This window comes from Wolbachia endosymbiont of Atemnus politus (genome assembly GCF_013309895.1).
Genome location: NZ_JAAXCS010000043.1, coordinates 1 through 10,177, shown reverse-complemented (window position 1 = coordinate 10,177; position 10,177 = coordinate 1). Strand labels below are relative to the sequence as shown.

Here is a 10,177-nt window from a genome sequence, read left to right as displayed (position 1 = left end):
TATATCAATTAATTATATATATCAAAAAGAAAAATCAAATCGATTATCATCATTATTCTTCTTATGTTTATATATTTAGTAATGATTTTGTTGAGTCGTTAAATAAATAGAATATTTAAACAATATGTAATATTTAATAAACAAACTAAATATATTTAAACATATATTATTTAAACGATATTTATTATTTAAAAGGTATTTCATATTTAAATCCAATAATTAAACTAATATTAAATTTAATAAATCAAAACAGTATACTCAACCAATTCCTCTGTAGTAAGCTCTCTATTTTCAATTTTGTAATATCCATCTTCATAAAAAATAGATGAATCAGCATCAAGACCCAGTGCAAAATGATTTTGTATTGAATAACCGGCAGACTCTACAGCCTGAATTATCAGATTAAGAGCTTCTTCGATGCTTTCAATGTTTGGCGCAAAACCACCTTCATCTCCTACGTTTGTGCTGTAACCCTTTCTCTTTAGAATATTGCTCAAGTTATGAAACACTTCTGCAGACATTCTGTTCTCTTCACTGAAAGATTCAGCTTCAACAGGAAGAATCATAAATTCTTGAAAATCGAGTCTATTGTCTGCGTGTACTTTACCATTAAATTTGTTGATGAGTGGAACCGGCATAACATTTGCCTATTCGCCTCCTAAATATCTATATAGCAGTATTTTGAAGCTGCTTGTTTCTACTTTTGCAACTGCAAGAGATACACCTAAAGTTGCATTTGCTCCAAGCATAGATTTATTTTTTGTTCCATATAATTCAATCAACGTCTTATCAATTGTACTTTGGTCTGCTGCATCGATGCCAATAATCTCATTTGCTATCACTCCGTTTACAGCTTGAATGGCTTTCAGCACTCCTTTACCTCAATATCTCTTTTCGTCTTGATCTCTCAATTCTAAAGCTTCTAATTTACCAGTTGAAGCTCCGGAAGGCACAGATTCTCTACCTGTTGCTCCATCACAGAGTTCAATTTCAACTTCAACGGTTGGGTAACCTCTGCTGTCTAAAATTTTTCTTGCTAATACATTGTTAATTATCTTTTTTATCATATTAAACCTCCACTCTTGACATAAATACTACAGTTTCTCTAGCCAACTTAGCTATATTACCACCAGCACCAATAAATAGTATCACATCGCCGGGATTTGTTGAATTACTAATAAAATGTGAAATGAGTAAGGCATCATTCATAGTCTTTACGTTACTAAACCCATTGCTGATCAAAGCTTTTTGTATATCATCAATCCTGCAACCAGGAATAGGCTTATCTTCCGGGGGATGAAAAGATGTAAGGACTACATGGTCAAACATCATAAAGACTTGTACGAACTCATTAAAAAAATTACAAATGCGAGCAAAACGGAGCGGTTCGATGATTCCTATTACCTTCCCTTGAGCAATCGAACGTGGTGCTGCCAGGTTTGCCTGTATTTCATTTGGATGATGAGCATAATCCTCAATTAACTTAACACTTTTAACATAGGCAATTAAAGAAAATCTTCGTGCTACTCCTTTAAACTCCAAAAGGTCTTTTTAATGTCTGCATCGTCAATTCCAAGTTTTACTGCAACCGATATTGCAGTCATGGCGTTGCTGACTTTATGTATTCCTATTGTATTTGATAGTACTACATTCTTTATTCTGTGGTTATTGTCATTCAACACGTCGAATTCTATGCTGTTATTGTGTTGTTTGATGTTTGCAGCTCTAACGTTATTCACTTTTGCGGAGTGTAACGCTGATTTTTTTTTCTAGATCCCAGTATCACGCACTGGGATGACAGGAGGTGGCACTGGGGCAAAGGAGGATTGGATAACATAAGATGACACATCTTCAAACCCAAACGTTATAGAATTACCTGCATTACAATTGATGCCTACCGAATTAGGCAGAATTGCAAAGTCTGCTCTGCTTATAGATTGAGAAAATGCATTTTTGATATCGTCAAATGCACCGTAATGATCTATGTGATCGTCGTTGATACTCGGTATGGCAGCAATATTTGCAGGGATTTTTAGCATAGTTCCATCAGACTCATCAGCCTCGACCAAAAAAATGTCACCCTTGCCAAGTTTTGAATTACCCTGGAATGAATTTAGTATCCCTCCCACAATTACAGTTGCATCAGTACCAGAATGATCAAAATTGATGCAATCATGGCTGTTGTTGTCGTCTTTCCACTTGAACCTGAAACCGCTATTACATATTTATCTTTCATAATTTCGGCAAGTATGTCTGATCTATGCAAAATGGTTATATTATTATACCCTTGCTGCAACTAACTCCACATTATTGGATTTTATTGCAGAAGAATACACGACCACTTGGGCTTGCCTGATATTATTGGCATTGTGACCAATATAGACCTCTATACCTAGCTTTTGTAACCTATCTACATTGTTGTTTGATTGCGCATCACTACCTTGAACTTTATTATTGGAATTGTGAAGAATTTCAGCAATTTCGCTCATTCCAATTCCACCTATACCAATTATGTGTATTGTTTCTTTTCGAGTATTGTTCATATTTAGCAGTAGACGTTTATTTATTACTAAATTTATTATAGTATAATTTAAAATCCTCATGGTATCGAACCCTTTCACTGAATACAATGATAAAAAATCTAACCTTTCTGTGCCTAATATTTGTTTTGGTAAGTAGTTGCAGTCTTCTCAACAGGTGTAATGATACTACAGGTCATTACAAAATTGGCAATAGCTACACAATAAATGGTATAATCTATCATCCAAAACATTATAACCATTACTAGGAAAAAGGAATAGCGTCTTGGTATGGAATAGAAGACCATGGCACAATTACAGCAAACGGTGAGGTGTTTAACCGTTACTTAATTTCTGCAGCGCATATGACTTTACCTCTACCCTGCTTTGTTCTTGTCATTAACTTAGAAAACGGAAGAAAGCTTGTTATAAGAGTCAACGATAGAGGACCGTTTGTTGAAGGCAGAATAATAGACTTATCAGAAAAGGCAGCAAAAGTTTTAGGACTTCATAAATCTGGACTTGCAAGAGTAAAAGTTCGGTATTTAAGGAAAATATCAGAACAATTAATACAAAAACTCCTCAATATAAAAGGCAGTATGAAAGAGAAATGCAAAATCGTCACCCAAAACAAGACAGTGCAGAAAGCAAGGGATATGTCGAATTTTTTGTAAATGCTCAGACTGCTAAGTCAGCTGCCTCAAAGCGTCGCAATCAAGGAATAAAAAATGTTAGATTGCTTTTTAAAAACGATCAATATTGTGTGACAATAAGTTATAAATAGTGGTGAGTGCAGAATTTGAAAAGACAATACTTGATCTAAAAGACAAGAATTAACTGTATTAGATAGGACTTGATCTAACGCTCCTTTTTTTTTATTATTTCTAGCTTACTTTTTTAAAGTGTCAGATCAAGTCTTATTTAGTACATAGAAGGTAATTTTGATATAGTATAAAACAACCGTTATCTTTACCTTAGCTAGGCACGTTGCGTGTGCCTAGCTTCATAGGGTTTTTTTGTGGCGTTTATAGAATCAAATGAATTCTCATATTTTTCTATGTGTCCCTGCAGAAGTTCTTAATCGCTCTTTGCTTCTCATGCTTATCTTTTACTATAGATTAATTATTTGATTATAGTATCATCTTATATACTCGGGCTATTTATTATGAGGAGTATTTTATACTTTACATTGTTATTTGTCGTGTTTGGATAACCAAACCTATTTGCCGCAGAGCAATTTGAAGAAAAAAAAACTAACGCAGATCGATTAATTAATTCTATACATAAAGATGTAGGTATAAGGAGAAATCTAAAACAAGATTTGCCGAAGAACATAGTCCAAGTAAATAAACCGGAACCTTCCAAAAGCGATGTGGATAAGTTGAATACTGAAAAAACACAAGATACCAATACTGAGAAAGCAACCGATAAAGAAGAACTACAATCCAATGAGAAAAAGTGGAAAAGTTATAAGTAGCGGTGAAAAAAGCGGTGAAGGTATTGGCAATAATCTGCTGAAAGAAAGTAAAACTCCAAGTTTGCCAAGTGTAACAAGTAAGGAAGTGGGTAAAGATTTGAAAATAGAGCCTTTAAGTCCTGGTTTGAGTAAGGATATGGCTAACCCACTAAAAGATCTACAAGTTGATAAAAAGATTGATGTAGAGAAGAATAAGCCTTCAGAAAATAATACAGATAAACTGTTAGGAGAAAAAGATAGAGGGTCAAGTTGGAAAAGAAGAAGTGAAAAAATTAGCTGAGGGAAAAAATCCTATCACTAAAAAAGATGAAAAAGGCAAGCAAGAAGAAAGGGGGAATTTACAAAATAGACAAAGTTAAACAGGAAATCAATAAAAGAATGGCATCATAAAAAATGCACGAAGCAAGTCAATATATAAACGACAATATGATAATCTTAATGAGCATCTTCCAACAACCGTATTTGTTGAGGACTACAGTAAGCAGATTTTTTATTGTATTAAAAAGAACAACTTGGTTTGTTTGAGGGGATAATAAGTAAGTTGGAAAAGTTTGGATTAACAATTCAAGAGGTACTAAAGTTTAGAAATAAATTTGGGGATGCCCCTCTAATTTACGCAGTTAAGAAAGATGAGGTAGATATAGTACGCTTTCTCTTATTACAAGGTGCTGATCCTAAAGTGGTTAATAATAGTCTTCAATCTCCTATTGATATGGCGATCGAAAGAGTTCGAGTTGATATGGTAAATGCGATTGCTGAAATGATACCACGTCATTTAGAGCATAAGAGAATAGACAACAAAGAAAGTCTAGAAATGTACAATTGGGCCATGAAGACAAAAGATAATAATGAGTGGCGCAGTGCAAGGAAAAATATGATTAAATTTTTTATCTTGATTTTAGTTGGTCATTTGTGTTACGGGAATGACGTAACTGATAAAAAAGATCTGATAAGTGATCTTTTTGGATACTTTACAAAAGGTAAAATATGTATCTTATAGTAAAGAAAGTTTTACTAAATTTCTAGTAAAATGCTACAAAGAAGGATGCCAGAAGATTTTGGAAAAGGTTTTGGCCCTGGTTAGAGCTGATTTTAGTCGATTATATCTCAATGGATCTATTTTAAATGGAGTTAGTCTAATTGGAGCTAGTTTTTCTCATAGTGACTTATCAGGTGTGTCCTTTATCAATTCTGATTTACGTGGAAATAATTTTTCTAATGCTAATCTACAAGGTATAAGAATAGAAGGTACAAACTTGGGTTTTGCAAAATTTGATTCCGCAAATTTGACAGATATAATATTTAATGTCTGATATTAGTTATACTGAGTTTATAAGCTCTGATTTCAAAAAAGTGAGAATGCACAATACGACTGGTTTACATACTAATTTTTCAGATGTGAAAATGAATCTTTCTAGCTTGTTAAACTCGAATATTAGTTATATAAATTTTAGCGATAGTAAAATAAACAATACTGTTGTGCAGAGGAGCACCCTTGTAGCAATCTTTCTAATGTTTGTCTTAATTCTTCTGCTATAATAGACAGTAACTTCAATAGAGCTAATTTAAGCAACACGCAAATCTCTTATGTGAGCAGTGATAATTCAAGTTTTGTTCAATCTATATTGAATGGTTCTAAGGTAAAACATTCATATGCTTCTGAAGTAAGTTTTCACGATGCTAATTTATCTAATATTGATTTTAGTTCTAGCGAACTGTATCAAGTTGATGTTTCTGACTCTGACATTCGCCATGGAAAATTTGATAATACTAAAGTTACAAATTCTAACATGGGTGGCTCGTTTTTTGACTATTCGTTATTTACCTCTACAAAGATAGAAGATACAGACCTTTCTGCAGCTTCAATGTATAAGGTAAAAGTACAAGACTCTCAAGTTTATAATAGCAGGCTTTCTCAACATAGTATTGACTCTAGTGAAATAGAAAGTTCGACGTTTTTTAATTTAGTAGCGGATAACTCAAGCTGGTCTAATCTAAAAGTAACTAATTCGAATTTTGTTGAAAGCAACTTCGAATCATCTTTGCTCCACGATAATACCTTTGAGAAAATGGGCTTTTTTCTCAGCAATTTCAGTAATTCAGCAATTAGTAAAACACTTTTTATTCTTCAAGCGTATATAAAGATTCGGTTGTTGATGCTGACTTAACAGATTGTAAGTTTAACCATTCACTTTTGATTGCAATGAAGGACAGGAAAGGTTTACAGGTTTAGAAACCGCTATAAACTCAATTAAAGATTTGCAAGAAGAGATATCGCGGGATAAAAGATTTGATGTAAATTATGCTTACTTTGAATTTAAGGACATGAATCTAGAGAATGCTGATTTTTCTGGTTCAATGTTAAATAGAACAAAGTTTGTTAATGTTAATTTGAATAAGGCAAACCTTGAAAAAACTGATTGCGCTACGCTGTTTTTGATAATTCTTCTCTTATTGATACCAATTTATTAAATTCTAACTTAAACCATTCTAGCTTTTTAAAATCTGATTTGAAAAACGCTATATTGGAAAATTCAAAGCCTGATTAAATGAGAAACCCTGTTTACTTAGAAAAGAAAAATGACTACAAAAAATGAGGGTGTATTATTGGTTCTATCTTCTCCTTCTAGGGCTGGAAAAACTACTATATTAGAGAGATTACTTGAGCACTCAACTGATCTAGTTAGGTCTGTTTCTGTGACTACACGTAAACCTCGCCTCGGTGAAGTAAATAGAAAAGACTATTTTTTCGTTACCGAGGAAAGATTTCATGAATTATGCGAAGCTGGTCAAATGGTTGAGCACGCCAATGTTTTTGAGAATTCCTATGGTTTTTCAAGGGATTTTATAGACCAAAATCTGAAAAGTGGAATAAACGTTTTACTGAGTATAGATTGGCAAGGAGAATTTCATTTATTTAAGCTTATGAGGGAAAAGGTTGTGAGTATTTTTATAATGCCCCTTCAATGGAGGAGCTTAGGTTGCGTTTGCAAAAGCGTAATAGTGACAGTGCAAGTGAAATAGAACGCAGATTGGCCGAAGCTCAAAAGGAGATAAGCAAACGAGATAAATATGATTATATAATAATCAATGATAACATTAATAAAAGTGTGGTGGAGATAAGTTCTATATTAAAGAAAGAATGACTTAAAAGATCAAAAAATAAACCAAGTTATTAGGTATGACCTTACTCAAAAAACTCCTTTCTCTCTACTTTTTCTGGGTAGGGTCAGTAGTTATATTAAAATTCATTTGACTTAAACTGCTTATTATATAAAATTGTAACTAATGTATAAATAAGGTTAACTTGGCATTCTAAATAAGGTTGGCAAGATTTGGTAAAAAGAAACGCCCTTTTTACAGGATAGTTGTAGCTAATTCGCAAGCACAAAGAGATGGACGTTTTATCGAGTGAATAGGGCAGTAAGATCCAATGTTGCCAAAAGACAATAAAAATCGTGTTGTGATAAAAGCTGATACGTTAAAGTATTGGCTAAGTGTAGGTGCGCAAGCAACTGAAAGAGTGCTATGGTTCATCAAAAAAGAGTTGTAGCTTTACCAAAGAAAACCAGAAAAACCCAGAAAAACCAAGGAAAACAGAAAAAAGAAAAAGTAAAAGAACAAAAGATATAAGTCTCTTTAATGCTGTTAACAAATAATGATACTAGACGATATCGTATCTTCTGATTTGTCAGCTCTATGAAGGATTTTATCTTCAGTAGCGTCAATGATGAAGATATCAAACTTGCTACTGATATTATATCTCATCTTGTTAAGTCAGGTGGAAAAATGATGAGGCCTAAGCTCGTCTTTATTATATGTAAAATGCTAAACTGTACTAGAGAGGGTAGGATCAAAGTTGCTGCATCGTTAGAATTTATACACAATGCCACTTTACTTCACAATGATGTGCTCGATGAAAGTGAAATACTCCATGGAGTTAAGACGGCAAATACAATTTGGGGGAATAAATCAAGCATTTTAGTCGGTGATCTATTATTGACTTTGGCATTTAGATGGCTCATAGAATGTGAAAATTTAAGCATTCTCTCCATTTTATCTGGAGCATCACATTCACTTGTGAAGGGCGAAATAAAGCAGATGGCAGCTCGCTTTGACCCTCACACTATTAGAAAAAAATACTTTGATATCATTGAGAAAAAAACAGCATCTTTATTTTATGCGTGCTGTGAAGCTGCATCTGTAATATTTGGTATAACAAGTGATGAAACAGAGAAAATAAAGAATTTTGGTTTTAATTTTGGTATAGCATTTGAATTGTTGATGACATGCTCGATTATACTGCTGACCAAAGTATTTCTGGAAAGCAAGTAGGGAAAGACTTTTTCGAGGGCAAGTAAACTTTACCTGCTATTATAGCATATGAAAAAGGCAATCCAGTGTAACGAATATTTTGGGAAAAATGTTTTTCTTCAACTGAACGCGATTTTGATCAAGCATTATACTATATTAATCACCATAATGTCATCGAGCTTTCCATAGAAAAAGCAAGGCACTACGTTAACATGGCGCAAAATAATATCAGTACTTTTACTGATTCTCCTTACAAAACTGCTTTAATTGACTTTTTAAATGCAAGCGTAGAAATTACTAGTTCTTGATATTTTCAGATTAATTGCTATATATTTATTAGATTCTTAATGGTAATGATATGTCAGATAGTAGCAAGGAAATAATGGAAGAAGTTTACCGATATGGTAAATAAGCACAAAAGCGAATATCAGCGAGATGATAGCAAGAAAACTGATGATTTGAAAGAAAATCTCAATGTGTTAAAAGAGCGTGCTGCTCAGCTTGAGGATCATTTGCGTCTTGCTGTTTCGGATAATGAGAACATTAAACGTATAATGCAAAAGCAAATTAGCGATGCGGTTGACTATGCAGTTACAAAATTTGCACGTGATATGATCGATTCGTGCGATAATTTAAAAAAAGTAATGGAAAATTTAAAAGATGATGATCCTGTGCATGAGGGAATCAAGGTAGCTCATCAGAAAATTATGAATGATCTAAAAAAAACGGGATAGAAGAAATAGACCCAATCGGAGAATAAGAAGAAGAACCCTTTAATAGTAATTTACATCAAGCTGTTGTAGAGAGAGACGATAATGAAAAAGAAGTTGGCACTATTGTAGAGGTCTTACAAATTAAAAGTAGGTTACTCCGTCCGGCAATGGTTATTATTTCCAAGAAATCTGCTGATTGCGGAAACAATTAGCAAAATACATGAGGTAAATAATGACAAACATTGTCTTTTCAGGCATTCAACCAAGTGGTGTACTACACTTAGGTAACTATATTGGTGCAATCAAGCAGTGGGTAGACTTACAGGGTAAATATAAATCTCTTTTTGTATTGTTGACCTGCATGCAATTAAGCATTAAACATAAAACATTATTTATTTGTACCTCCGTAGTACACTCTCGTAGACCTTTGAGAGGTCCATGTGAGAAATCTATATACAAGTATATATATATATATATATATACAACAACAACAACAACAACAACATCCTTTATACAGCCTTTATCCAGGCAAGCCCAGGTTAGCTGTTTGCCCCAGGATAAAACTTATCCATGGGGACTTAGATGGAGCAAAGTTAGGGGTTTTTAATGGCCGGATGCCCTTCCTGACACCACCCCCCTCTTTTAGTCGCCTTTTACGACACGCAGAGGATACGATGGTCCTATTCTACCCCCAGACCACAGGGGGATCAGTCTCAATTATAAACGTTAAGAAATTTACTAAACAGAAAAAATGACAAATGAAACCCTATGGTAGCTAGTTATTTACTATCATTTTATCAGTTGGCGTTTTTTAATCTTTTTAAGCGCCCAAATAGGCGCAATCTGTTACATTTTGGCCTAACTTTCCTATCAAAACGTTAGATTACCAGAAATGGCCAGTGAGTTGTATGATGATATAAAAATATTATTATTATTTTTAGAAATCATTTACGAGACCAACGTCTCAAGGGAGATGGGGTCATGGGACCGAACCGGCGCCTACTGCAGCCCGATCTCGGGCATATGATGATAAAAAGTATGATGCATGTTGAAGTAAAACTAGACTGCTGTGTAACACCACAGAACTTTCACTTACCCAAGTCCAGTTTTTTAATTAAATAAACTACCCATCTACTACGTACTAACATCTACAA

The 10,177-nt window shown here is 33.7% G+C and carries 4 protein-coding genes and 8 pseudogenes; 10 read left to right on the top strand and 2 right to left on the bottom strand.

The genetic code is table 11. The annotated features are described in order from the left end of the window. Positions 1-254: 254 nt before the first annotated feature. Positions 255-1,067 (bottom strand): annotated as a pseudogene (gene eno / locus HET73_RS03895) (phosphopyruvate hydratase); the annotation flags it as partial. A 1-nt stretch (position 1,068) separates the two neighbouring features. Then, positions 1,069-2,603: pseudogene (locus tag HET73_RS03890) on the bottom strand (UDP-N-acetylmuramate--L-alanine ligase). A gap of 248 nt (positions 2,604-2,851) precedes the next feature. Here HET73_RS03890 and HET73_RS08155 point away from each other — a divergent pair. The 10 genes and pseudogenes from HET73_RS08155 to HET73_RS03850 form a co-directional block, all read left to right on the top strand. After that, complete coding sequence (locus HET73_RS08155) at positions 2,852-3,193, top strand: septal ring lytic transglycosylase RlpA family protein (protein ID WP_343033081.1); 342 nt, start codon at positions 2,852-2,854, stop codon at positions 3,191-3,193. A 647-nt stretch (positions 3,194-3,840) separates the two neighbouring features. Continuing rightward, positions 3,841-3,996, top strand: a complete 156-nt coding sequence (locus HET73_RS08150; protein WP_174133244.1) for a hypothetical protein — start codon at positions 3,841-3,843, stop codon at positions 3,994-3,996. Continuing rightward, on the top strand, positions 3,968-4,276 hold the full coding sequence (locus HET73_RS08145) for a hypothetical protein (RefSeq protein WP_174133243.1): 309 nt from the start codon (positions 3,968-3,970) through the stop codon (positions 4,274-4,276). The genes HET73_RS08150 and HET73_RS08145 overlap by 29 nt, the downstream gene beginning before the upstream one ends. 237 nt (positions 4,277-4,513) lie before the next feature. After that, positions 4,514-4,642 (top strand): annotated as a pseudogene (locus HET73_RS09435) (ankyrin repeat domain-containing protein); the annotation flags it as partial. Positions 4,643-4,870: 228 nt separating this feature from the next. Continuing rightward, positions 4,871-6,545 (top strand): annotated as a pseudogene (locus HET73_RS03875) (pentapeptide repeat-containing protein). A 31-nt stretch (positions 6,546-6,576) separates the two neighbouring features. Beyond that, positions 6,577-7,142: pseudogene (gene gmk / locus HET73_RS03870) on the top strand (guanylate kinase). Positions 7,143-7,315: 173 nt separating this feature from the next. Beyond that, a pseudogene (rpsP, locus tag HET73_RS03865) lies at positions 7,316-7,629 on the top strand (30S ribosomal protein S16). Between the two features lie 66 nt (positions 7,630-7,695). Continuing rightward, positions 7,696-8,331 (top strand): polyprenyl synthetase family protein, encoded by a 636-nt coding sequence (locus HET73_RS03860; protein ID WP_246210051.1) that lies wholly within the window; start codon positions 7,696-7,698, stop codon positions 8,329-8,331. A 337-nt stretch (positions 8,332-8,668) separates the two neighbouring features. Continuing rightward, a pseudogene (locus tag HET73_RS03855) lies at positions 8,669-9,235 on the top strand (nucleotide exchange factor GrpE). A gap of 20 nt (positions 9,236-9,255) precedes the next feature. Next, a pseudogene (locus tag HET73_RS03850) lies at positions 9,256-9,392 on the top strand (tryptophan--tRNA ligase); the annotation flags it as partial. Positions 9,393-10,177: the final 785 nt, after the last annotated feature.

Bases quoted from the DNA above. Each gene is read 5' to 3' on its own strand.
- HET73_RS08145 (WP_174133243.1), top strand. From the start codon at position 3,968: ATGAGAAAAAGTGGAAAAGTTATAAGTAGCGGTGAAAAAAGCGGTGAA.
- HET73_RS03860 (WP_246210051.1), top strand. From the start codon at position 7,696: ATGAAGGATTTTATCTTCAGTAGCGTCAATGATGAAGATATCAAACTT.